Consider the following 23801-nt stretch of genomic DNA (forward strand, 5'->3'; position numbering starts at 1 on the left):
CAGTGGCCGTGCGGCCTGAGCGAACATGGTCGCTACTGGATCCCGGCTTTCGCCGGGATGACAGTCTGGATAGGTGGTCGTTATCGGAAATGAAGTCGCCTTCTCGCAATGCTTCGTGCAAGCGGCGCGGGCCTTCGTCCTTCGACACCATCCCCAGATTATTCAGGACAGCAGTGGACGCAGGCCGGGATCCAGCGGCTGCGGGGCTCGGACGAGCATGATCGCTACTGGATCCCGGCCTGCGCCGGGATGACGAGCGTGAGACCCCTCCGTGTCCGGATACGGCGCGATGTGGCCGCGCCGTGTGACGCCCGCGACAACACAACGCATCTGCTCCTCGCAGAGCCACGATATCCGCATGGCCCCGTCACAGTCGGCTAAAATCCCCGCTTTGCCCAGCAACGGAGCGTTGCCCATGTGGTTCGCGATCATCGCCGAGGATCATCCCGGTTCGCTGGACAAACGCCTCGCGGCACGTCCCGAACACCTTGCGCGGCTCAACGCGCTGCTGGACGAGGGTCGCCTGCTGCTGGCCGGCCCCTTCCCGGCGATCGAATCGGAGAACCCCGGCCCGGCCGGCTTCACCGGCAGCATGATCGTGGCCGAGTTTCCCTCGCTGGCGGAGGCCGAGGCCTGGGCCGGCGCCGACCCCTACGTGGCCGCCGGCGTCTATGCCAAGGTGAGCGTCAAGCCGTTCCGCAAGACCTTGCCATGAGCGAGGCGATGGCCGGGCAGATCCGCGCGCGTCTCGTGGCGGCGTTCTCGCCCAGCGCGTTGGAAGTGCTGGACGAGGGCCACAAGCACGCCGGCCACGCGGGGGAGGGCAAGGGGCATTTCCACGTGCGCATCGTCAGCCCCGCATTTGCCGGCGTGCCGCCGATCAAGCGGCACCGCATGGTCTACGCCGCGCTCGACGGCCTGATTGGCAACGGCATCCATGCACTATCGATAGATGCCAAGTAAAACAATGCGATGTAACGCATTCCTGCGGTAAAACTTCATGTGGATGCGTTGCGGCTCCTCGCCGCCTTTGGCACAGTGCCTGATCGCCTGCGGATGCAGGCGCCTTCCGATTCCCCAGCGATGACCGCATGCGCCTGACCACGATCAAACTCGCCGGCTTCAAGTCCTTCGTCGACCCGACCTCGCTGCACCTGCCGGCCAACATGACCGGCGTGGTGGGGCCGAACGGCTGCGGCAAGTCCAACATCATCGACGCGATCCGCTGGGTGATGGGCGAGAGCGCGGCCAGCCGCCTGCGCGGCGACTCGCTCACCGACGTGATCTTCTCCGGCTCCACCTCGCGCAAGCCGGTGGGGCAGGCCACGGTCGAGCTGATCTTCGACAATGCCGACGGCACGGTGCAGGGCGAGTACGGCCAGTACGCCGAGATCTCGGTGAAGCGCCAGGTGACGCGCGACGGACAGTCCGCCTACTTCCTCAACGGCGCGCGCTGCCGCCGCCGCGACATCACCGACCTGTTCCTCGGCACCGGCCTCGGCCCGCGCAGCTACTCGATCATCGAGCAGGGCATGATCTCGCAGATCATCGAGGCGCACCCCGAGGAACTGCGCACGCATCTGGAAGAGGCCGCCGGCATCTCCAAGTACAAGGAGCGCCGCAAGGAAACCGAGAGCCGCATCAAGTCCACCCGCGAGAACCTCGACCGCGTGAAGGACGTGCGCGACGAGGTGGACAAGCAGCTCGAACACCTGAACCGCCAGGCCCGTGCCGCCGAGCGCTGGAAGGCCTACAAGGAAGAGGAAACCCGCAAGCAGGCCGAGCTGCGCGCGCTGGAATACCGCGCGCTGAAGGGCCAGCACGACGGCGAGGGTGCGGGGCTGTCCGCCGCCGAGATCGAGATCGAGAAGCAACTGGCCGGCCAGCGCGAGATCGAGGCGCAGATCGAAGCCATGCGCGAGCGCCACACCGAGGCCGGCGAGCACCTGGGCGCGGTGCAGGCCGAGGTCTACAAGGTCGGCGCCGAGATCGCCCGCGTCGAGCAGCAGGTGCGCCACAACAAGGAAACCGCCGAGCGCCTGCAGCGCGCGCAGGGCGAGGCCGAGCGCGAACATACCGAACTGGCCGAACACATCGCCAGCGACCGCAGCCAGGTCGAGACGCTGCGCATGGCGCTGGCCGAGGGCGAGCCGAAACTCGAAGCCCTGCAGCAGATGCAGGACGACACCGCCGAGGCCCAGCGCACTGCCGAAACCAAGTTGGCCGACTGGCAGCAGCGCTGGGACTCGCACACCCGTACTGCCGGCGAATCCAACCGCGCCGCCGAAGTGGAGCGCACCAAGCTCAACTACCTCGACCGCCAGGCGATCGACCTTTCCAGGCGCCGCGAGGCGCTGGAAGCCGAGCAGAAGGCCACCGACCTCGCTGCGCTGGATGCCGCCGCCGAGCAGATGCACGTGGAGCACGACACCCAGCGCGAGAAGGTGGAATCGCTGGGCAGCCTGCTCGACCAGCACAAGACCGCCCACGAGAAGGTGCTGGACGAGGAGCGCCAGCTGCAATCCGCGCTCAACGAAGCGCGCTCGCAGTTGCAGACCGCGCGCGGCCGGCATGCTTCGCTGGAAGCGCTGCAGCACGCCGCATTGGGCCAGGAAGAGAACGCCGCCAGCCAATGGTTGTCGCGCCTCGGCCTGGACAAGTCGCCCCGCCTCGGCGAGGCATTGCAGGTGGAAGCCGGCTGGGAACCCGCGGTGGAAACCGTGTTGTCCGGCTTCATCGACAGCGTGCTGGTGGACGGCGCGCATGCGCTGGCCGCCGACTTCGGCACGCTGGAAAACGCCGACGTCGCGTTGCTCGATGTCACCGAAGGCGGCGTCAACACCCCTGGCACACTGGCTGCCCATGTGCGCGGCCCGGCCGCGGCCATCGCCATCCTCGGCCATGTGCTGGTCGCCGATACGCTGGACGAGGCCCGCCAACGTGTAGCCGACCTGTCCGCGCTGGCGCCATACCAGTCGGTGATCACCCGCGGCGGCGAATGGCTGGGCCCGGGCTGGGCGCGCGTACGTCGCGCCCAAGGCAACCAGGTCGGCGTGCTGGCGCGCGAGCGCGAGATCCGCACGCTGGCCGAACAGGTCGCCGCGCTGGAAGCGCGCATCGAGGAATGCACTGCGCAGCTCGACGACCTGCGCACACGCAAGTTCGAGGCCGAGCGCGCCCGCGACGACACCCAGCGCGAGCTGTACAACGCGCACCGCCGCGCATCCGAACTGGCCGGCCAGTTGCAGAGCCATCGCGGCAAGCTGGAAACCGCACGCGCCCGCGGCGAGAAGGTGGCCGGCGAGCTGTCCGTGCTGGTCGAGCAGCTCGACGAACTGCAGACGCAGACCCGCGAAGCCCGCGCGCGGCTGGACGAATCGGTCGGCCATATGGGCGACCTGGAAGACCAGCGCCGTGAACTGGAGAACGAACGCCGCACCCTGTTGGAAACCCGCGAGGAAGCGCGCATGAACGCGCGCGAGGCGGCCGACCAGTCGCATGCCCTGGCGCTGTCGCTGGAATCCAAGCGATCCTCGCTCACTTCGCTGGAGCAGTCGCTGGCGCGCATGGAGAACCAGCTGCGCCAGATCGAGGCGCGCCGCGGCGAGATCGCCGAGCAGCTCGCCGCCGGTTCCGATCCCATCGCCGAACTGGAAGCCGAGCGGCAGACCTACCTCGACCAGCGCCTGCTGGTGGACAAGCAGCTGGTCGAGGCGCGCCGCGCGCTGGAGGAATGCGACATCGCCTTCCGCCAGCTGGAGCAGCGCCGCCACCTCGCCGAGCAGAGCCTCGCCGGCCTGCGCGAGAGCCTGTCCGAGAAGCGCCTCGCCGCGCAGGCGCTGCAATTGCGCGCCGAACAACTGGCCGAGGCGATCGCCGCTTCCGGACTGGAGCTCGAAACCCTGCTCGCCGAACTGGCCGAGGACGTGGACGCGGCGCAGTGGAAGCAGCAACTGGCCGACCTCGCGCAGAAGATCGTGCGGCTGGAGCCGGTCAACCTCGCCGCGATCCAGGAGCACGCCGAGCAGAGCGAGCGCAAGACCTACCTCGACAACCAGCTCGCCGACCTAGCCAGCGCGATGGAGACGCTGGAAGGCGCGATCAAGAAGATCGACCGCGAGACGCGTGCGCGCTTCAAGGAAACCTTCGACAAGGTCAACGCCGGCGTGCAGGAGCTGTTCCCGCGCCTGTTCGGCGGCGGCCATGCCTACCTCGAACTCACCGGCGACGACCTGCTGGACACCGGCGTGGCGATCATGGCGCGACCGCCCGGCAAGCGCCCGTCCAACATCTCGCTGCTCTCCGGCGGCGAGAAGGCGCTCACCGCGGTGGCGCTGGTGTTCGCCATCTTCAACCTCAACCCCGCGCCGTTCTGCCTGCTCGACGAGGTGGACGCGCCGCTGGACGAGGCCAACGTGGGCCGCTTCTCGGCGATGGTGCGCGAGATGAGCGAGCGGGTGCAGTTCATCTTCATCAGCCACAACAAGGCCACCATGGAAGCGGCCAGCCAGCTGTGCGGCGTGACCATGCGCGAACCCGGCGTGTCGCGCCTGGTGCAGGTGGATCTCGCCGAAGCGGCTAAACTGGCGGGCACCGCGTGAGCATGGCAGCCATTCCCGCTGGCGCGGAATGACGGACGAACCGGCGGCGAACGAACCACGAGGAACCGATGATGACGCTGCAACCCGTGCTTGCCCTTGCCTGGAATCCGACGGTCGGCATACCGCTTGCGATCGTCGGCGTGGTCGTGCTCGCCCTGATCTGGCTGTTCGGCCAACCGAAGAAGGAGCAGCAGGGCAGGCGGCGCATGCCGACCGGGCCGGGCGTTGGCGGCGGTGAACGCCGCGAGCCCACATTGGGCGAAGGCAGCGACGCCGACGGGCTTTCCTTCAGCGCCACCGATGCGCTGCATATGGACGAAGAAACCGTTCCGCCGAAGCAGGGCGAACTCGACGTCGGCCTGCGCGCGGAGCTCGAACGCCTTGGCGCCACGTTGTCCGGCGAACGCGGCGGCAGCCTGTCGCGCAACAAGCTGGCAGGGCAGGCCGCCGCCATCGTCGATGCGCTGCGCGCGCCATCGTCTGCGGCTGAGCCCCCCGACACGCCCGTTGCCGCCGCTTCGCCGGCTCCCGCTCCCGCGACGCCTGCACCGCAGGCGAATCGTTTGCCGCCGCGCTCCGACCTCGGCCGCCGTCCGGCGCAAGCGCCGGTGGAGCGCATCGTCACCCTGTTCGTGGTAGCGCGCGAAGGCAGCAGCTTCCACGGTTCCGACCTGATCGTGGCCGCCGAAAAGGCCGGCCTCGAATTCGGCGATATGGGCATCTACCACCGCCTCGTCGACGGCAAGCGCGAACTCGGCCCGATCTTCAGCGTCGCCAACATGCTCAAGCCCGGCAGCTTCGATCTGTCCCGGCTCGACGCGCTGCGCACGCCCGGCCTCAGCTTCTTCATGACGCTACCCGCGCCGCTGCCCGCGCTCGACGCCTGGGACACCATGCTGCCCACCGCGCAACGCCTGGCCGAGCTGCTGGACGGCCAGGTACTGGACGAGGAACGCAACGCGCTCGGCCGCCAGCGCATCGCCCACATCCGCGACGAACTGCGCGGCTGGGATCGCGACCACGAAGGCCAGGAAATCCACCTCAGGCGCTGAGTGCCGGAAGCCGGCGCCAGCGTCGTCCTCGGGGCGGAACAACTTCACCCGTATCGAAGCTGCCGGGGCGCTGCTACGTCGTGCCGTCCGCATTGCGACGGTAGGTTTCCATGGAGTTGTGGCCGCCGCGCTCGAATTCAGCGAGGCGACAGCGCCTGCCATGCGCCCAGCGCGGCCTCGCGCGTGACGCCAACGTCCACCATGGGGGCGGGATAGCCGCAGGCGACGAGCGCTGCCGGGTCACGCCACGGTTCATGCAGGAGTTTCGCCGGCAACGACGCGAGCTCGGGCAGCCAGTGCTTGAGGTATGCAGCCTGGGGATCGAATTTCGCCGCCTGCGTGTACGGATTGAACACGCGGAAATACGGCGCGGCGTCGGCGCCGCAGCCGGCGACCCATTGCCAGCCCAGGGTGTTGTTGGCGAGGTCGGCGTCCACCAGCGTGTCCCAGAACCAGCGTGCGCCGTGGCGCCAATGCTGGCGCAGGTTCTTGGTGAGAAAGCTCGCCGCGATCATGCGCACGCGGTTGTGCATCCAGCCGGTATGCCACAGCTCGCGCATGCCGGCATCCACCAGCGGGATGCCAGTGCGGCCGCGCTGCCAGCGGCGCAGGGCCGCGGGATCGTCGTCGGCCCAGCGGAAGGCGTCGAAGCGCGGGTTGAAGTTTTCGGTGAGCGTGCGGGGAAAGTGGTAGAGCAGGTGATGGGCGAATTCGCGCCAGCCCAGCTCGCGCAGATAAGGCTCGGGATCGGGACGGCGGCGTGCATCGACGCGCTCGGCGCGCGCCTGCAAGGCATGCAGGATCTGGCGTGGCGTGATCTCTCCGAAATGCAGGTGCGGCGACAGGCGCGAGGTGCCGTGTCGCGCAGGCAGGTCGCGGCCGTCCGCATAGTCGGCCAGCGCGTCGTCGGCGAACACTTCCAGCAGTTCCTGCGCGCCGGCTTCGCCGGGCTGCCAGCATTCGGCCAGTCCACCGGCCCAGGGAATGCGCGGCAACAGCCCCAGCGCCTCCAGCGGCAGGCTGTCGGGCAAGCGCAGCCACGTGCAGGCGCGTGCCTCGGGCAAGGGCGGTTCGTTCGCAAGCTGCGCGCGCAGCTTGCGCCAATAAGGCGTGAACACGCGGTACGGCTGCCCCTCGGCCGTGGCGAGTTGCCATGGCTCGCACCACAGGTTGCCGGGAACGCTGCGCACGGTGATGCCATCGGCGCGCAACGCCGCCTTGATTCCGGTGTCGTGCGCGATGGCGGCCGGCTCGTAGCGGCGGCTCCAGTACACCGCGGAAGCGCCGCTGGCGGCGATCAGCGCACGTAGCGTAGGCAGGCTGTCGCCGCGCGCAATGTGCAGTGCCGCGCCTTGCGCCGCGAGGCGTTGCCGCAGGGCGTCGAGCGCGTGGTGCAGCCACCAGCGGCTGGCCGCGCCGGGCTCCCACGTCGCTTCCTCGTGCGGGGCATGCAGATACACTGGAAGGACGCGTTCGTGCACAGCGCAGGCCGCGGCGAGCGCAGGCTGGTCGGCCAGCCGCAAATCGCGCCGGAACAGAACAAGTGCTGCACCAAGGCTGGTGGATGGAGAATTGCCCACGGCTGTCGCTCTACCCTTTGTCGAGCGTGAACTCTATCGCGAAGCTTGGCGAGCGATTAGGCCAAGCTGTCGCGGGTACCCGCCCCACCAATCGTTCCGGCTGGTTGTCACCCATGAAGCATGCTTCCGGACGAACCCTTATCATTCCGTGCAGCGGGCCAAGGCATCCGGGGCTAGAAAAATTTCTGAAGTAACGAGGGCAATGGTTGGAACGGAATGGCGACAAGTCTTGGTATCGAGGAGCTGCATACATATTGGGCCTGCCAGTGCGCCCCAGGATCAGCCGTACCATTGCCCCAGGATGTCGTAAACACATTGTTGGCTGGTCTGCGCCTCAACGTGCTGGAAACCTTGCGTTATTTGCACCACGAGCAGCCAAGCTTTGAGCAATTCGAAGCCTGGATATGGGAGCGCAATGGCGTTGAACTGAAAGAAGCCTCGCTCAATCGTCTGCGGCGTGCGCTGGCGGGCGAGACTGTCGGTGCCGAAGTCGACGATCTCGACCGCGTCGAAGGCCTGAGCGCTGACGATCTTGCACACTGGGACGAGCATGGCTATGTGATCCTGCGCAACGCAATCAGCCGGGAAGCGGCGGAAATCGCAGAGATGGTCGTCTACGATTTTTTAGGAATGGATCGCAACGAACCGGAGTCGTGGTATCGCGATTCGCTGGGCCATTCCATCTGGGTACCGCTACTGCGGCATCCAGCGCTGGTGGCCAATCGTTGCGCAGCACGTATTCATAAGGCTCATGCCCAACTGTGGGGACGCGAAGATCTTTGGGTAACCATCGACCAGGTCGGATTTAATCCACCAGAGCGCAAAAACTGGATCTTTCCCGGGCCACATCTGCATTGGGACGCCACGCTCGCCGAACCGCATCACCTCGACTTGCAAGGCATCCTGTATCTCGCGGACGTTGCCGAGGATCAAGGGGCATTCAGCTGCGTACCTGGCTTTCATCGCTCGCTGAAGCAGTGGCTGAAAAGCGTCCCCACAGGTCTGAGTGCGCGCGACCACGCGCAGCGCACCTTGTCGATGAAGCCGATTGCAGCAAAGCGCGGCGACATGATCATCTGGCATCACCTGCTGCCGCATGGCAGCAGTCCAAACCGTGCACAACGACCACGCGTCGTGCAATACATGTCGCTGCGGCCCACGCGCTTTGCCTATACCGAAGAATGGAAGTCTTGATTGCAAAGGCTTCGCTTGAAGCGGATTGCCGCCGTCGCAGCGGAAATTTGGAGCGGAGATATTAAATTAAGACCCGCGATTAGGGCAGGTTATCGAGGGTAGGGCGACGCAGATTCCGCTTCACCCCTCGCAAGTCCCGCTTACCACATATAAAGCGTGTTCGCTGCCGACGCGACTACACTCGAGCCTCATGAATAGGCCATCTCGCCTACCTTCGACGGATGCCCACGCCGACTATGGCGCGATGCTCCCCCAAAAGAGCGCGGCCACGTTGTGGGGATTGTGGGCGGTGTTCTGGTTGCTCATGATCGGTGTTGCCATCGAGGATCAACTTCGCAATCCGCTCATCCAGTGGTGGGAGCCGATCCTGATGGAGGGGACTTCGGCGCTGGTCTCGACAGGATGGATGTGGCTTGCCGTTCGGGTTCGTGAGCACCATGCCCGGTATCTGGACAGTCCCTTGATCTGGTTCGCTAGCTACCTACGGTGGCTGCCGTTGATCTTCATCACGTGGATCACGGCGGTTTACTCCATACGACATGGTGTCTACGCCGCGGTGGGCCGTACCTACGAGCACCCAGGCTGGAGCTTCGTCGTCGTGTATGAGAGCCTCAAGATTACATACATCGCGGGACTGTGGCTCGGGGTGCTGTTCGGCATCGATTCGTATGGCCAGTGGCAACTCCAATGGCGCCGCTTATTGCAGACGCAAAAAGCGCTGGCCGAAGCGCAGCTCGCACAGCTTCAGGGACAGCTGCGGCCGCATTTCCTGTTCAATGCACTCAACACCGTGTCGGCCCTGATGCATACGGACGTGGCGCGAGCCGACCGTTTGGTCGCGGCGCTCGGCGATCTGCTGCGCATCAGTCTTCGCTCCAATGAGCATGAGATGACTCCGCTCGCCGAAGAAATGCGTACGCTCGAACTGTATGGCGGCATCATGCAGGAGCGGTTCCGGGATCGCGTGAAGCTGGATTGGCGGATCGAGCAGGCCGCTCTCGACATCCCGATCCCGGCGCTGCTGCTTCAGCCCTTGCTTGAGAATGTGTTCAAACATGGCGTTGAAAGTACGGTGACACTTGTACATATCCATATCGGCGCCCACCGCGAAAGCGAATCCCTGGAAATTGTCGTCAGCAACTCGGGCTCCATGCTGGCGCCGGAGCATCGTGAGGGCGTGGGATTCCGCAACTGCCGGGAGCGGCTAGGCATCATCTACGGCAACGCAGCGTCTCTGCTCGTCCGTAACGAGGGCGATGGCGTTGCCATGCGCGTCTCCATACCGCTAGTGGAGGCCCTTTCATGATCCGCGTCGTGGTCGCCGACGACGAGGCTCCGGCACGCGAGAAGCTTGAACGCTGGGTGGCCGAACAACCGGGCATGTCTGTGGTGGGATCCGCTGAAGATGGGCTTTCCGCCGCGCAATGCATCGAACGATTTCGCCCGGACGTGGCTTTTCTCGACGTACAGATGCCGACATTGTCGGGACTCCAGGTCGCGGCGCAGCTTGAGCCATCGAGCGCACCGTTGATCGTGTTCGTGACCGCGTTCGACGAGCATGCGGTGAATGCATTCGACCTCAACGCGATCGACTACCTGCTCAAGCCTTATGACCGGGATCGCTTCGCGCGCGCCATGCAGCGGGTCAGAGCGCGCCTGGACACCCACGAGTCCGGTGCCGCCGCAGTGGCGGTTGGGCGTGAGCGGGCGCCTTCTTGCGAACGCCTGCTTGTACCAAACGGTGAACGGCTGCAGCTGATCGATGCGATATCCATCGAATGGCTCGAAGCCGACGATAACTACGTCCACGTTCACACGGCTGCGCGCAGCTACCTGCTGCGCAGGACATTGCAGGATCTGCTGTCACAGCTAGGCGAGCAGCGCTTCGTGCGCGTCCACAAGTCGGCAGCAGTGAACCTGGGCTCGATCGGATCGCTCACCCCTCTCTTCAAGGGTGACTTCGAAATCCACCTACATAACGGCCGCGTTCTCCGGCTCAGCCGTCGATACCGCGAAGCGCTATTCGCTCGCATGGGCGCATAGCGTCCGCATCGCCACGCCCCGTCTCCGCTTACCCCAAAGCTGCTGCCGACTGGTCGCAGGCGGGGCAGGCTGTGCTTGTCGCCCGCATGCGCATCACCGATTTCGTTGGTGGCGATATGCAGCGTTTGAATGCTTGGCCGCCCCTTTCCCAAGGGACAATCGAGGAGAAGCGAATGTTCGGCTACTACATCGACCTCGCCTTGCGCAGCCTCAAGCGCAACAAGGTGCTCACCACGCTGATGGTGCTGGCCATCGCGCTGGGCATCGGCGCGTCGATGACTACGCTCACGGTGTTGCACGTGCTGTCGGGCGACCCGCTGCCGGAGCGCAGCAGCACGCTGTACGTGCCGCAGATCGATCCGCGCGACATGGACGACTACCAGCCGCATGGCGAGCCGCCGGATCGTGTCACCTGGATCGACGGCATGAATCTGTTACAGGCGAAGCGGGCGGATCGCCAGGCGTTGATGACGGGTGGCTCGGTGGCCGTCCAGCCGGCGCAATCCGCGCTCGACCCGTTCTACGAGACCGCGCGCTACACCACGGCCGATTTCTTTCCGATGTTCGGCGTGCCGTTCCGATACGGTCATGCCTGGGGCGCATCCGAGGACGCGAACCACGCAGCCGTGGCGGTGATCAGCAACCGACTCAACGACAAGCTGTTCGGCGGCGGCAACAGCAGCGGGCGCATGCTGCGCCTGGAGGGCCATGCCCTGCGCATCGTCGGCGTGTTGGGCGACTGGCGGCCGAATCCGCATTTCTACGATCTCGACGTGAAGAACTACGGTGGAGCGGAGGGTGTCTACCTGCCGTTGTCCACTTCGCAGGATCTGCATCTGGCGCATCTCGGCGGCGCCGACTGCTGGGGCAATGGCGGCGCCGACGCCACGCCCACGGCACCGTGCGTGTGGCTGCAGTTCTGGGTGCAGTTGGACACGCCGGCCCAGGCCGCCGCGTACCGGCAGTTCCTGATCCACTACTCGCAGGAGCAGAAGTCGCTGGGTCGTTTCCAGCGTCCGCCCAACGTGCGTCTGCGCAACCTGATGCAGTGGCTGGACTACGAGCGGGTCATCCCCGGCGACGTGCAACTGCAGACCTGGCTGGCGCTGGGCTTCCTGCTGGTATGCCTGGTCAATACGGTGGGCCTGATGCTGGCCAAGTTCCTGCGCCGCTCCGCCGAGTTGGGGGTACGCCGTGCGCTCGGCGCGTCGCGGCGCGCGCTGTTCATGCAGTTGCTGGTGGAGTCCGGCATGGTCGGGCTTGTCGGCGGCCTGGGCGGCCTGTTGCTGGCGTATCTGGGCCTGTGGCTGGTACGCCGGCAGCCGACGGACTACGCGCCGCTGGCGCATCTGGATGGTGCGATGTTGCTGGCGACCTTCCTGCTGGCGGTGGGCGCCAGCCTGCTGGCCGGGGTACTGCCGGCCTGGCGTGCCTGCCGCATCGCCCCCGGCCTGCAACTGAAGAGCAACTGAGATGGATATCCGGCCGATTCTCTCCACCCTGCACCGGCACAAGATCACGGTCTGGTTGCTGATCCTGCAGATGGCGCTGACCTGCGCCATCGTGTGCAACGCGGTGTTTCTGATCCATCAGCGCCTGCAGCGCATGGATATTCCCAGCGGCATCGCCGAGCACGACCTAGTGCAGCTCCAGTTTGCGTACATCGGGGATCGGCCGGATGCCTACGCGCAGACGCAAACCGACCTGGCGGCCCTGCGACAGATAGCCGGGGTGCAGTCGGTGGCCCTGGCGAACCAATTGCCGCTCAGCGGTTACGCCATGTCCAGCAGCGGTATCAAGCTGCGCCCCCGGCAGCGACAGAACTCGCTGGAGGTGGCGAGCTATTACGGGCAGAACCTGCTCTCCACGCTGGGCGTGCGGCTGATTTCGGGGCGCGATTTCCAGCCGGACGAACTGCTCGATCTGAAAGCCGTGATGCCCGCGCTGCACAGCGGCGACTTGAAAAAGCTGCCGTACACGGTGATCGTCGACCAGGCCGTCGCCGAGCGACTGTGGCCGGGCCAGGACGCGCTGGGCAAGACCATCTACGTGGGCAACGACATACCGTTGCAGGTGGTCGGTGTGAGTACTCCGTTGGCGCGGCCAAACGATCTGCAGAAGGGTGCCCAGTACAGCATCGTGTATCCGATACGTTTTGCAGCGACGGAAGGCGGAAGCTACGTGATACGCACGGCCCCCGGGGATCGCGGACGCGTGCTGAAATTCGCGCTGGCTGCGCTCAAGCGCCTTGATCCCAATCGCATCGTGCTGGAGCAGCGCACCTACGACGAATTGCGCCATGGGTTCTTCGAGAACGACCGCGCCATGGCCGGCATGCTGGCGGGCGTCATCGTGGCGTTGCTCACCGTGACCGCGCTGGGCATCGCGGGCCTGGCCAGCTTCTGGGTGGGCCAGCGTCGCCGCACCATCGGTGTACGCCGCGCATTGGGCGCCACGCGCGGCGACATCCTGCGCTACTTCCAGACCGAGAATTTCCTGCTCGCCACGTTCGGCATCGTGCTGGGCATGGGGCTGGCCTACGGCATCAGTCTGTTATTGATGGTGCATTACGAATTGCCACGACTTCCGGTGATCTATTTTCCAGCCGGCGCGGTCGCGCTTTGGTTGGTCGGCCAGCTCGCCGTGCTGGGGCCGGCGCTGCGCGCTGCCGCTGTGCCGCCAGTCGTAGCGACGAGAAGCAGCTGAACTCGTTCAGAGGGTCGGCAGGGATTCATACAAAAACCGGCAATTTGCTCTCTAAGCCATAGATTCATCTAGCTTTTCTTCGATTTATTTCGGTCGCATGCTGTCATTGCACGGTTTCCTCCTCTTCAGCGGCCGATACCGCATCTTCAGCCTCTCTGAGAATTCGGCGCGCGAAGTCGATGGGGGTCACTGCCCTACTGGTATCAACGGTGTAGTCGCCGAAGCGGTTGATGTGTGCCGTTCGATACGGCGACAGTCCGGCAAGTACCGCGGGGCTGATCTCGATTCCCTCATCCCGTAGTTCAGCCAGTACGCGAGACATCTGTTCGACGTTGTGGAGGATGACGAGGTTGGCAACCAGATGGTTGTAACCCACGATTTTCTGCTGCTCGTGCAGCACGTTTTCGGCGATGATCCCCTGACCACCGAAGAAAGCCCACTTGGTGAAATTGTTGAATTCTTCGCTCTTGTTAGTCGCCGCGTGGATGGTCTTACGCACGTCCACGTCGTCGATATAGCGCAGCAGAAACAGAGTCCGGACAACCCGCCCAAGCTCCTTGAAAGCGAAGTACAACTTGTTTTTGCGGCTGTAATTGCCCAAACGCCGCAGGATGGTGGAAGCGGAGATCTTGCCAGTTTTGATCGAAACGGCGACACGAAGCATGTCGTGCAGATGGGTCTCGATGAGACTCCAGTCGATGCTGCCCTCGCCAAAGAGCGACTGGATATGCGAATAGGACGCTTGTGGGTCGGGCTTGGAAAGGGACAGATCTTTGATGTTGCGGATGCGAGGCATCAGATCGATGCCGAGCAAGTGAGCGAGTCCGAACACCGGGAAATTCTGCGCCTGCGTGTCGCCGTGCACGGTATCCGGGCGTATGTCGGAACGATTTTCGATCAATCCGTCGAGGATGTAGATTGCTTCGTAGGCGCCGCAGGGAATGAAGCGACTGAACAACGCGATGTACTTGTCCGAGACGTGGTAGTAGCCGATGCCACCGTAACCACCGTACCGGATGTGGTATTCGGACAGCAGATTCTGTTCGTAAACGCTCCACTTCGTGCCGTCGGCTGACGCAGACTTTCCCGTTCCCCAGTAGCCCGGAAGCTCAAATTTGTTGTAGAGATTAATCGTGTCAACCGTGGCGCGTTCCAGCGTTTCATCGGTGACATATTTGAGATTCAGCCACGCCATCTGCCGACGACTGAAGCCGCGAACCGATCGGACTGTTTGCGTGGGCCCCAGGTTGCAGCCGTAGCAAAATAGCGTCGTCACCACACGATGGTGCAAGTCCCTGATCCGTGGATTGGTTCCAGCCAGTGGTTTGAAGTGCTTGGCGAGATCGGCCCAACTGGTCGCATCAACCAGTACATCGACAATGCTGGTCTCGGGCAAGCGCTCGGTGATCAGGTTGTCCACCAGGGCGACCGCCTTGGATAGCTCCGTGCGTTGCAGCTTCTTGAGTATCAATCGCCCGTCGACGATGTCGGCATGGACATTTTCAGGAAACCGAGTGTTGACCTCATTGCACCTGGTTCGCAGTTGATCACGCAACGTGGTGACAAACGAACCGGGATCCGTCGGTATACCGGAGACCTCGCCATAGCCCGCCAACTCGCTCTGAAAGGTTGCGTCGTCAACCAGTTCCTCACGGTAGTCGTCATAACGCTCACCGCCTGGGACGAAAAGGTCTCCCGACTTCAACTCATCTTTAATCTGGAACAGCACGGCCATTTCGAAGTAACGCCTCTGCATCCAGCCGGCCCGCTCAACGCCCCAATCTTTGGGGAACACATGCCGGCGCCAGTTGGCCGACATCCAGCCGAAATCGGTATCGGCGCTCAGGCCCACTGATGCCACTTCCACAACGTCACGACGCTGGCTGCGCAGCATTTCCAGTGCAGCGATCAAACGCTCCATAGCGGGATCCTGCGACGATGTATGCAAATCCATGACTTCGACGCAGTTCAGAAGCAGCGCGCGCTGACTCGCGTAGGGCTTGGCCAGGAATGGCAGGAAGTTCTTGCCAGCGTAGGCCATGTGCTCGTCACACTCGGCAAGCGTGCGGGCAAGGTCCGGTCCAATGACATCGCCGATCGCGTCGATGCGCTGACTATCTGAGCCATCGACCTGATAGGCCTGCAGGATATCCTTCAATTGCGCGACGAGGCTGTCCGTGCGTTTGATGTGTTCAACTTGGTAGGCCATCAGGTTTTTCTGGGCTGCATTTTCCAAATTCTGCATCAGACGAATGAACAGATCCGCAGCATCATCCAGGGTCTTGCCGTGCTGGGACCGTATGAAAACGGCAGCGAGTGCGTACCGCTTCGCTGGCTTCAGTTCCGCCAACTCACTGGCGTCAAGTGCTCGCGCCATGGCCCGGAAGTACTTCAGCTTGGGTACGGGCACATCGAGGGATGGAATCATCTCGGCCAACTTCTACAAACGATCAATGTGCTGCAGGTAGAATCGAACCTCTTTGTTTCCCGGACGCTTGGGCTCGCGCTTCAACGCCTGCCAGCCACTGTGACTCTGCCCGGGCGCAACGGCCAGGAGTTCATCAATCTTTTGACGTGCCGCTGTGGTGAGCAATCCGCCGATGCGCTCAAAATGCCCTTCATGCACCGTCTCGCGGGCGGCAGCGGCCATCTCATCCAACATGCGGAACGCCGGCACCTCGTAACGGTGGTGGTAGAGCTCTTCCACCATGACATTGATGATGTCTGGAAGCATGTGCTTGGTCTGCGCCGCGTTCTCGGCCACCGTGCGTAACCAGCGCCGTCCCGGTTCGCCCAGTGGTCGGACGTTCAAGTAACCCCGAACCTGTGCAATGTGCTCTCGTTTCATACGCGAGGCATCGTAGGCATCGAGATCCTTCGAACTGAATTTTCGCCGGTATCCCATGGCGTCGGCCACGTGCCGGACGATGCGCTCCGGAATCTCGCTCAACGTCCCGAACTGTCCGCGACGCGGCAGTGTCTTCAAGTGCAGCATCACCGCCAGACGAATGTTCGGCTGCTTGCTCAAGTCGTGCATGAAAGCCAGCTCGTCTGCCGACGGTGTGTAGTGAAGTTCCAGCTCGCGTGCACTGGGATCGGGTGTTAGTCGCGGATAGGCGGTCTCATGGGGCGCTGTCATGCGTCGTCAGTCTCCGGTGCCGGGGCGTGTGTCGGTCCTAGTTCCAGTGGCGTTCGCCTGCTTCGTCATGAAGCGATGCGTCAAGCTGGAGATCGTGATTGTCTGCGATACGATAGAGATCTTCGATCAGGGATGAAGCCATTTCGCTGAGGATAAGGTTATCGTCGGCCTCCATGGTCAACCGGTACCGAGTGCGTTCGCCGTTGAGTGCGATTGCCTTATGGGGTGACAGGCAGATCGTTTCGATGGTTTGCTTGGCTTTGGCCACACTCCGCCCCTTGCGTCTTGGCGTGAGCCGGAGTACGAGGATCAAGGCCACGACGGCCGGAGAAGTGCTCACCGGCGACAACAGTGCAGGCAACGGCGGTGCCGTCTTCGTGTCGATCGGCATCATCGCCAGGGCAGCCTCAATGCGTTGCTGGCCGAAAGCATCCGGTGTGTCGATATAGCGCATGGCTGAATGCACATCTTTCCAACCGACGTATTCCATCAGCGCACGGACATCCCAACCGTTCGTGTTGGCCCACCCTGCGAAGCCACGGCGTAGCGAGTGACCACTGTATGCCTCCGGCGAAGGCAGCCCCGAACGGGCAAACAGTTTGCGGAGGAGCGGCACCACGCTGTTTTTGTGCAACGCTGCGGCGGCCAGTGCCCCAGATCGCGTGACACCGCGAAATAATGGACCAGCCGTGAGGCCTGCTTTGCTGATCCAGTCGAGCGTGGCCGTTACCGGGCACCACCGACTCAGTGCCGGGACGCGGAAGGTGGTGCCGGCAAACTGTCGGTCTGTTTTGGTGCGCCCGAGAAAGCAGGTCATCCCCTGTCCAGGCACAACCGTGATGTGCTTGGTCTGAAGGCCCACCAGTTCGTCGACGCGGAACCCCCGCCAGAATCCCAAAAGAAGCATCGCCCGATCGCGCCGGCATCGAAGCGCGTCGGCGCGATCCCCGCGCGTGTCGGCGGCTGTGATGGCGGATTCAAGCCAGTCGGTCACCTGGGCAACGGTGGTGAGCTGCAGGGGTTCGGCGCGCTTCTCGTGAGCTGGATGGAGTGTCTGGATGCCTTTCAAGGTTCTTTTCACGACGGCCGCGGCGGTCGGATCGGAGAAGCCGTGGGTCTGGTGCCAGTGGGAGAGTGCCGCCAACCGTTGTCGAAGCGTGTTGATCGACAGGGACGTCGCATGGGCCACCAGATAGTTCGTCACGCTCTGGGTGGTCGCCGGAAGCAAGCCACCCCAGGTTACTTCAAAGTGCCGCAAGGCCGATGCGTAGCTGCGTTGCGTATTCTCGCGCTCGGCGGCCTGCAGGTAGTTTTCGAGAGAATAGGACGGCATGAACGTAGTGGGAAACTGATCACGGAGAAACTCAACGCAAGAGGCTACCGTACTTCCGTGCGAGACATTGCTAGCGGCGCCACTCGCAGAAACTTGCGGCCTGTCAACCCCCGTTAAAGATGTCCCCGCCTTGTCCCCGGTAGAGATGTCCCCTTTTTCCGGCAGTGAAGGCGGGTCAAGAGACGGTGAGGTGGCGCCAAGGATGGTGGGCGGCAGGGCGGCGGGGTGGATCGGGACGGGGTAAGGGGTGTTGGCGGTCGAGGTCGGCGTCCAGCACCTTGCGGTCGGCGATGCGAGCACGCCAGGTCGGGATGTCGAATGAGGTGAAGGGCACCGGTGAACCGTCGTGCCAGAGTTCGATGCGGTCGACTGACTGGATGACGGTGAGGCGCTTGCCGGCCAGACGGTGGCGGTACCCTTCACCGATGTGCAAAGCCAGACTTTCGAAGCGCAGCGCGCCCTGCCGATCCACCTTGCGGGTGTGGTGATGGCTGAGGATACGGCGCAAGGCGTCTGCGTCGCAGGCGAGGGCACGATGGGCGTCCTGCGCGTCGAGCGGCGGCTTGGCGAAACGCTCATTGTGCTCGACGAGATAGCGTGCCAGCAGGGTGTTGGCAGCGTCGATGTCGCTGATGTTTTCCAGCCGCAGGCGCTTGGTGAAGCGATCCTGGAAGGTCTGGTGGACGCGCTCGACGCGCCCCTTGGCCTGGGGCGAGTGGGCGCAGATCAAGGCAATGTCCAACGCCTTGAGCGCCCGCTCGAACTGGGTGGGCTGTGCCTGGGCGGCCTCGCCGTTGACGCGGAAGATCGAATGCCGGTCGCTGTAGTAGGCCAGTGGCCGGCCATGCGCGGCCAGATGCGCGGCGACGCCGTCGAAGTAGGCCTGCGTGGTCTCCCCCGGTACGAACCGCGCATGGAGCACGCGCGAGGTGGCGTCGTCGATGAACACGATCATTGTGCAGCGTGGGCCGCGACCTTCGAACCAGTCGTGCGGCGAGCCATCGATCTGCACCAGCTCGCCGAAGCGTGGTCGGCGGTCGCGTGCGCGGTGCGTGGCGCGCCGCTGCCGGCGTGGCTTCCAGAGCCCGTCCTGGATCAACCACTGGCGCAGCGTCTCCACACCCAGCGACGTGCCTTGCTCGCGCGCCAGGTACTCGGCTAGCAAGGTAGGCCCAAACCCCGCGTAACGATCCCGGGCCAGCGACAGCACGCGAGTGCGCAAGGCCGTCTCGTACCGATGGTTGCCGAGGCAACCACGACGCTTGGAACGCAAACCCTCCGCCCCGTTCTCGCGCCACGCGCGCACCAGCCGCTTCACCTGCCGGCACGGATAGCCCCAGCGTCTCCGCCGCCTTGTGCTGGCGAGGCCGCCCAGCAGCCACTTCGGCAACCACTCCTGCCCGCTCCACCTCCGCCTGCGTCATTCCCACCTCCACGTCCTCGTCCCTCGCCTCGAAAAGGGGACATTTGTATCTGGCAGGAAGGGGACATCACTAACGGGCAGCTACACGCAGAAACTTGCGGCTTGACAATTCGAAGAGCGAGGATGAGCATCAAGTAATGGTGACCGCGTCCTTGTCGAGACGATAGTGATCATCTGACGGGGAATGTACCGATGGTTGCAGGAACGGGGTTAAGTCACTGACGTCTTGCAGTAGCGATTCTCAGCAGTGCCCAGCAGGCCCCAAGGGTTGAGAGCACAAGGAGGGGATAAGGATGTCCGCAGGTCTGTTCCGGGAAGAAGTATTGCTCGCCCAGCGTGGTGAGTGGCTCGGTTCAATCCGCCTGCAGGCACCACGCCTCGGCTGGGCCTTCTTCGGTATCGGCCTGATGGCTGTCGCAGTCATTCTCGCGCTGTTGCTCGGCGGCCATTACACACGGCACGAACAAGTCGCCGGCACACTTGTGCCGAGCAGTGGCTTGCTGACGCTCACGCCCATCGCTTCCGGCATCGTCACTAGCGTGCAGGTTCGCGAGGGCGATGTGGTACATGCGGGACAGCCTTTGGTTGAAATTTCCGGCGAACAGGTTAGCGCCTCTCTAGGCGATACCGATGCTGCCGTCGCGGCGCAACTGCAAATCAAGCGTAACAATCTGCAAGACGACCTCGGCAACCAGCAACGGCTGGCGGATCTGCAAGCGCAGGATCTGCGTTCGCGTTTGGCGCTGTTACATAGGCAGATTGCCCAAATGAAGCAGCAAGTCGCATTGCAACGGCAACGTGCCGATAGTGCCATGAAGTTGTATGACCAGTGGGCGAAGGTAAGCAAAACGGGGGTTGTCAGCCAGCTCCAGTTGCTGCAACAGCACGACACGGCCCTCCAGAATCTGGTTCAGCTCAAAGAACTGAACGGACAAGCGTTCCAGTTGCGACAGCAAGCGGAACAATTGCAAGGACAGCTGAATCAGTTACCTCCGACAGTTTCTGGCAAGCGAAACAATACCGAAGGGCAACTGGCCGATGTCGTGCAATCTCTTGCCCAGAATGCGGCGCATCGGGCTGTATTGTTGCGCGCGCCTGCGGATGGCACGGTGGCCAATGTATTGGTGCATTCCGGACAGACCGTTACCGCCCAACAACCTTTGTTGACGGTCCTACCGGCCCATGCCCAATTGCTGGCAGAACTGTGGGTACCCAGCAAGGCCGTCGGCTTCATCCACACCGGCGAACCCGTCGTGATGCGTTATCAAGCTTACCCTTACCAGAAGTTCGGCCAACACGTGGGAAGGGTGCGCGAGGTTTCACGCAGTGCCGTGTCGGCTACGGAGGTTAGTCGCCTGCTGGGCCAGAACATAAATGATTCACGTTACCGGGTGGAGGTGGCCTTGGATGGCCAGGGCGTGATGGCCTATGGAAAGCGAGAGTCGCTTCGGCCCGGCATGACGTTAAACGCCGATGTCCTGCTGGATCGACGCCGCCTGATCGAATGGGTGCTGGAGCCGCTGTATGGGTTCACGCACGGACTGCCCTCCGGCGCCACCGTGCAAAAGGCGGGGGCCACTTGATGGCCGATGGCAGCACCTTCCCTGCTTGGGGCCAGCGTCGCCAGCTGCCACTGGTGATGCAAACCGAATCAGCCGAGTGCGCTTTGGCATGCTTGGCCATGATCGCCCGTTATCACGGTCATGACATCGATCTGGCCAGTCTGCGTCGCCGTTTCAGCACCTCCTTGAAGGGCGTCGATCTGAACCGAGTGATCGAGATCGCGCATGGACTCGGTTTTGAGGCTCGTCCTCTGCGCGCTGAACTCGAATACCTACCTGAAGCCCAATTGCCCTGCATCCTACATTGGGATCTGAACCACTTCGTGGTGCTGAATCAGGTCACCCGCCGAGGCGCCGACATCTACGATCCGGCCCGCGGCCGCTATTACATGCCGCTGGCGGAGGCGAGCAAGCACTTCACGGGCGTCGTGCTCGAACTGACACCGGGGATGGATTTCTCGCCCGTTGAAGAGAAGCAACGCATTTCCTTGCGAGCCTTGACCGGGCGCATCAGTGGCCTCACCCGTGTGCTGATTCAGGTCGTCGGCTTAGCCTTCGCGATCGAAGTGCTGGCGCTGGTCATGCCCTTCCAAATGCAGTGGATCCTCGACCAAGTGTTGCTGTCGGCTGACAAGAGTCTGTTGGTCGTGTTGACTATGGGTTTCCTGATTGTGATGGGGTTGTCCGCGGCTTTAAGCCTTGCACGGGCTTGGGTCATCAGCTGGCTGGGCGCCACGCTTAATGCCCAATGGATCACGAATCTCTTCAGTCATTTGTTGAGGCTGCCTCTGGATTATTTCGAGAAGCGTCACATGGGCGACATCCTGTCGCGCTTCTCTTCGGTTCAGTCTATCCAGAACACGATCACCGGCAGCTTCGTGGAAGCCCTGCTGGACGGTGTGATGGGATCGCTGACGCTGGTCATCCTGTGCCTGTACAGCCTCTCTCTGACCTTGGTGGTTGTCGTCGCTTTCTTGCTGTATTCGCTCCTGCGTTGGGCGATGTATCGGACGTTGTGGCGCATCAACGAGGAGCAGTTGATCTACGGGGCTAGGCAGCAGAGCGAGCTGATGGAATCGGTTCGTGGCATCCAAGCCATCAAGTTGGCGAACAAGCAGAGCGAGCGCAAAGCGCGTCTAGCCAACGCGACACTGGAAGCGGCCAAGCGAACCATGCGCAGTCAGCGCATTACGCTCGCGTTCGGTGTTATCAACCAGAACCTCTTCGGTGCCCAACGTATCGCGTTGATCGCCATGGGCGCGTATCTGGCCATTCAAAGCAAGTTCTCCGCTGGCATGCTGGTGGCCTACGTCGCATATGCCGACCAGTTCGCGACCAAGATCGCTAGTTTGGTGGACAAGGTCGTGGACTTTCACATGCTACGACTGCATGCGGAACGCATCGCCGATATTGCCCTTGCTCAGCCCGAACAGCATGCACAGAGCGTGTACAGCGGCCCCAAACCGGAACCCTGTATTGAGATCAAGAATCTCAGCTTTCGCTATGCCAAGGGCGAACCCTGGGTGCTCTACCGCCTGAACCTGACCATCCATGCTGGTGAATCGATCGCAATTATCGGACCTAGCGGTTGCGGCAAGAGCACCTTAGCGAAACTCTTGGTTGGATTGCTTGAGCCGAGCGAGGGGCAAATTGAAATCGGCGGTATCGACATCCGAAAGTACGGTTTGGACAACTACCGCAAACTCGTCGGCGCCGTTATGCAGGACGATACCCTTTTCGCGGGAAGCATCGCCGATAACATCACATTATTCGATAGCTCTGCCGACATTGGAGAGGTTGTATCGGCTGCCACGATGGCAGAAATCCATCAAGAAATCATGGCGATGCCGATGGCTTATGAGTCCACCGTAGGTGATATGGGATCCGCTCTGTCTGGCGGACAAAAGCAGCGTATAGTTTTAGCGCGAGCGCTATACCGTAACCCGACGTTGTTGGTACTAGATGAGGCAACCAGCCACCTAGATCAATCGAGGGAGTCGATTATTAACGAACGAGTCAAAAATCTAAAGATAATACGCATTATCATCGCACACAGGAAGGAGACGATCGCCAGTGCAGATAAAGTGTTTTCCCTAAACATCGGTGCGTAATGAATTAATATTGTACCCAAGGACAATTATGATAAACAAATATTTCTTCGTTACACCTGATTAGCGACGACGCTCAGCCATGAAAGTTGTCGACGGCGCGCAATTTCGGCTCTGGCCAAGGCTTGCACAGCACCATGGCGCGCGCCAGTCGCGGCAGCAGTGCGGTAAGGCGAAACCGGCGGTTGAACCGATAGGCCGCCTCGGCCAGATAGCGCCGTGCGTACTTGGCTTGCCGCATGGCGTGGTAGCAGCCGCTGATGGCGCGCTTGACGTTACCGAGCACTACGTTCACCCAGCGCGCGCCCTTGACCTCGGTGGCGACACGTCCGCCAGCGGTTTCCAGCACGGTGTGCGCATGATCCAGTTCGACGACACGCCGGAAGCAGCCCAGGCCGTCGCTGAAGACCTCGGCACCGGGGGCCAGGCGGCGCTTGCCCCAGTCGGTGAGCGAGGCATTGTCGAAGCTGCGCACCGGCTCGATCACGGCGAAGGTCGGGTGCTCCAACGTCTCGTCGGTGGCCACGGCCACCACGAACGGCTGCTTGTTCTCCGACCCGCGCCCGGGCTTGCCGCCGTTGCGCTCGCCACCGAGATAGGCGTCGTCGATCTGCACGAAACCCGCAAGCTGGCGCGGTTCCTCGCGGGCGGTCATGGCCTGCATGACCTTGTGCTTGAGCTTCCACGCCGTGTCGTAGCACACGCCCAGATGCCGCTTCAGCTCCAGCGCAGACAGGTTGGTCTTGCTGCCGGTCAACAGGTGCATGGCCAGGAACCATGTCGTCAGCGGCAGCTTGTTGCCGTCGAACAGCGTGCCGCTGGTCAGCGTCGTCTGGTGGCGGCAGGCGCGGCACTGGTAGTACACCCGCCCCGCGCGGCGGAAGCGCGACCGCGGCCGGCCGTTGCACTTGGGGCAGCGAAACCCCTTGGGCCAGCGTGTCCGGTACAGCGCCCGATAGCACTTCGCCTCGGTGCCGTACTGCTGGATGAACTGCGCCATCGACAACCCCGCCTGGAACTGCACCTGGTTCATGGCCATGTCGGCTCTCCGTCTCGTAAC

The 23801-nt window shown here is 63.0% G+C and carries 15 protein-coding genes and 1 pseudogene; 11 read left to right on the forward strand and 5 right to left on the reverse strand.

Annotated features, from left to right (window positions below; all coding sequences use genetic code 11):
• The first annotated feature begins 415 nt into the window (after nt 1-415).
• From ACZ5Z2_RS08420 to zipA, 4 genes are all read left to right on the forward strand, one after another.
• On the forward strand, nt 416-715 hold the full coding sequence (locus ACZ5Z2_RS08420) for a YciI family protein (RefSeq protein WP_464761503.1): 300 nt from the start codon (nt 416-418) through the stop codon (nt 713-715).
• Nucleotides 712-963, forward strand: a complete 252-nt coding sequence (locus ACZ5Z2_RS08425) for a BolA family protein (protein ID WP_464761504.1) — start codon at nt 712-714, stop codon at nt 961-963. The genes ACZ5Z2_RS08420 and ACZ5Z2_RS08425 overlap by 4 nt, the downstream gene beginning before the upstream one ends.
• 128 nt (nt 964-1091) lie before the next feature.
• Nucleotides 1092-4601: a chromosome segregation protein SMC gene (gene smc / locus ACZ5Z2_RS08430; RefSeq protein ID WP_464761505.1), complete on the forward strand. Its 3510-nt coding sequence runs from the start codon at nt 1092-1094 to the stop codon at nt 4599-4601.
• Between the two features lie 71 nt (nt 4602-4672).
• On the forward strand, nt 4673-5653 hold the full coding sequence (zipA, locus tag ACZ5Z2_RS08435) for a cell division protein ZipA (protein ID WP_464761506.1): 981 nt from the start codon (nt 4673-4675) through the stop codon (nt 5651-5653).
• Between the two features lie 137 nt (nt 5654-5790).
• Here the strand turns inward: zipA and ACZ5Z2_RS08440 are convergent, their stop codons facing one another.
• Nucleotides 5791-7233: a cryptochrome/photolyase family protein gene (locus tag ACZ5Z2_RS08440; protein ID WP_464761507.1), complete on the reverse strand. Its 1443-nt coding sequence runs from the start codon at nt 7231-7233 to the stop codon at nt 5791-5793.
• Nucleotides 7234-7524: 291 nt separating this feature from the next.
• On the opposite strand from ACZ5Z2_RS08440, the gene ACZ5Z2_RS08445 reads away from it, so the two are divergent.
• The 5 genes from ACZ5Z2_RS08445 to ACZ5Z2_RS08465 all read left to right on the forward strand — a co-directional run bounded on the left by ACZ5Z2_RS08445 (nt 7525) and on the right by ACZ5Z2_RS08465 (nt 13176).
• The gene (locus tag ACZ5Z2_RS08445) at nt 7525-8427 is read left to right on the forward strand and encodes a phytanoyl-CoA dioxygenase family protein (protein WP_464761508.1); all 903 of its coding nucleotides are present in this window, start codon (nt 7525-7527) and stop codon (nt 8425-8427) included.
• Nucleotides 8428-8716: 289 nt separating this feature from the next.
• Nucleotides 8717-9733 carry a sensor histidine kinase gene (locus ACZ5Z2_RS08450; RefSeq protein ID WP_464761509.1) on the forward strand — a complete coding sequence of 339 codons (1017 nt, stop codon included), beginning with the start codon at nt 8717-8719 and terminating at the stop codon, nt 9731-9733.
• A complete protein-coding gene (locus tag ACZ5Z2_RS08455; protein WP_464761510.1) occupies nt 9730-10470 on the forward strand; it encodes a LytR/AlgR family response regulator transcription factor in 741 nt (246 codons plus the stop codon). The genes ACZ5Z2_RS08450 and ACZ5Z2_RS08455 overlap by 4 nt, the downstream gene beginning before the upstream one ends.
• Nucleotides 10471-10643: 173 nt before the next feature.
• Nucleotides 10644-11942, forward strand: a complete 1299-nt coding sequence (locus tag ACZ5Z2_RS08460) for an ABC transporter permease (RefSeq protein ID WP_464761511.1) — start codon at nt 10644-10646, stop codon at nt 11940-11942.
• 1 nt (nt 11943) lies between these two features.
• Nucleotides 11944-13176: an ABC transporter permease gene (locus tag ACZ5Z2_RS08465; protein ID WP_464761512.1), complete on the forward strand. Its 1233-nt coding sequence runs from the start codon at nt 11944-11946 to the stop codon at nt 13174-13176.
• Nucleotides 13177-13279: 103 nt separating this feature from the next.
• Here the strand turns inward: ACZ5Z2_RS08465 and ACZ5Z2_RS08470 are convergent.
• The 3 genes and pseudogenes from ACZ5Z2_RS08470 to ACZ5Z2_RS08480 form a co-directional block, all read right to left on the reverse strand.
• A pseudogene (locus tag ACZ5Z2_RS08470) lies at nt 13280-16315 on the reverse strand (Tn3 family transposase).
• 37 nt (nt 16316-16352) lie between these two features.
• Nucleotides 16353-17648, reverse strand: a complete 1296-nt coding sequence (locus ACZ5Z2_RS08475) for a site-specific integrase (protein ID WP_464761513.1) — start codon at nt 17646-17648, stop codon at nt 16353-16355.
• A gap of 175 nt (nt 17649-17823) precedes the next feature.
• Nucleotides 17824-19038 carry an ISNCY family transposase gene (locus ACZ5Z2_RS08480; protein ID WP_464761514.1) on the reverse strand — a complete coding sequence of 405 codons (1215 nt, stop codon included), beginning with the start codon at nt 19036-19038 and terminating at the stop codon, nt 17824-17826.
• Nucleotides 19039-19364: 326 nt separating this feature from the next.
• On the opposite strand from ACZ5Z2_RS08480, the gene ACZ5Z2_RS08485 reads away from it, so the two are divergent.
• Both ACZ5Z2_RS08485 and ACZ5Z2_RS08490 read left to right on the forward strand, forming a co-directional pair.
• A complete protein-coding gene (locus tag ACZ5Z2_RS08485) occupies nt 19365-20654 on the forward strand; it encodes an HlyD family secretion protein (protein WP_464761515.1) in 1290 nt (429 codons plus the stop codon).
• A complete protein-coding gene (locus ACZ5Z2_RS08490; RefSeq protein ID WP_464761516.1) occupies nt 20654-22744 on the forward strand; it encodes a peptidase domain-containing ABC transporter in 2091 nt (696 codons plus the stop codon). The genes ACZ5Z2_RS08485 and ACZ5Z2_RS08490 overlap by 1 nt, the downstream gene beginning before the upstream one ends.
• 73 nt (nt 22745-22817) lie before the next feature.
• Here the strand turns inward: ACZ5Z2_RS08490 and ACZ5Z2_RS08495 are convergent, their stop codons facing one another.
• Entirely contained in the window at nt 22818-23780 is a 963-nt protein-coding gene (locus ACZ5Z2_RS08495) for an IS1595 family transposase (RefSeq protein ID WP_464761517.1), read from the reverse strand.
• Between the last annotated feature and the right edge of the window lie 21 nt (nt 23781-23801).

The sequence above is a fragment of the Rhodanobacter sp. G1 genome, from assembly GCF_055397855.1.